Genomic DNA, 1,494 nt, shown 5'->3' on the forward strand with positions numbered 1-1,494 from the left:
TGGACAGAGCGCAAATTTGTGAGCAGCGATAAAACAGCCAAACAAGCACGTTTGAAATTGACCCTTACCGGTGGACCAGCAGCGCGGTCCATGGTGTGTGATTTTGGCGCTGGCATATTGTGATGGGAGAACAGAGATGACAAAAACCAAAAAACTCGATATGGAATTGCCTAAAGAGGGGCGTTTTATCAGTTCTGAATTCCCAATCTTGCGCGAAAACTTGACAAAAATTGATCAGGCAATAGCCGATGTTGAGGACAAGGTAGACGAAAAAGCGCCTTCAAAACACACGCATACCATAAGCGAAATCACAAATCTAGAAAGCGCTCTCAATGGCAAAATGGCAGCGGATAAAACTTTCTCATTTGCTGATTTAAGCGATATCGAGGGTGCACACGATGCTGCCAACAATTATGTTCTCTATAAATCAAGCAACAATAACTTCACCTTTGGGAGTGCTGTCTCACTGTTAGGCGCACATCAACATAAAACCGAAGATATTGTGGGGCTTGATGATTTTAGAGCCAAGCTTAACGAAGGACTGACCAGTTATGGTCGCTTAGCCAGCCCAAATGAATGGCAAAGCTATAATAAATTTACCAGCAAAGTCACTATGAGTGGTGGCTTAGAACTGTTGGGTAATTCGTCGTTTAACCTTATCCATAATGGTGAAGTGGTTACCAATTTAAACACTAACGGAAGCACCTTGAAAGGACCTTTGAGGGTCGATGGAGATCTTGTTTATACGAAATCAGACATAGATATTCTCAAGCAAGAAATTAAAAAAATTAAACAAGGCTTAGTTGATAAACTCATTAATTGGTCTGCGCTTGCTGATGCTGAATTGCTCTATACACAGGATGGGAAAATTCAATGGCCTGATTGGGTAACGGATAAAACTAAAGTTGAGATCCAAGCATGGGGCGGTGGCGGTAGTGGTGGCGGAGCGGATACGCCAAGATTAGGAGGAGGTGGCGGCGGTGGCGGTTGTTCAGTCTGGTATGGCTATAAAGCCAGTTTAAACGGTCACCAGGATATCATCATTGGTAAAGGAGGCGCTTCTGTTGCATCACGCAGTGCGACAGGAAATTCTGGAGGAACAACAGCTGTTGGAAAGAATTTTATTACGGCGACAGGAGGACATGGTGGTGGGGGTGCTTCTGCCTATCAATCTCACACGGGATTTGGTGGTGGTACGACTACCTACTATTCAGGCGATGGCGGTGCTGGAGGAACAGGTGGAAACTTTGGTTTAGCAACGGATGAACATCTAGGAATTGCCAAAGGCGGAAATGGTTATGCTGGAACGAATGGAATTACGAGTAAAACAAGCGGTAATGGAGGCGATGCTGGAGGTGATACATCACGTGGTGGCTCTGGAGGAGTCGGCAAAGGTTCCTATAGTTCGGGAAAAGCAGGGCGTGGTTTTGGGGGCGGAGGTGCTGGCTCTCATGGAGATTCCTCTCCAAGCGGCGCTGGAGCTGATGGCGCTGT

At 46.1% G+C, this 1,494-nt stretch carries 1 protein-coding gene; it reads left to right on the forward strand.

The genetic code is table 11. From position 1 onward, the window contains the following. Positions 1-136: 136 nt before the first annotated feature. A partial coding sequence (locus tag ACFINI_RS09865; RefSeq protein ID WP_375648032.1) for a Bgr_08870 family protein occupies positions 137-1,494 on the forward strand: 1,358 nt, incomplete at its 3' end.

The organism is Bartonella sp. AA56HLJMS (genome assembly GCF_042197145.1).
Lineage (GTDB): Bacteria > Pseudomonadota > Alphaproteobacteria > Rhizobiales > Rhizobiaceae > Bartonella.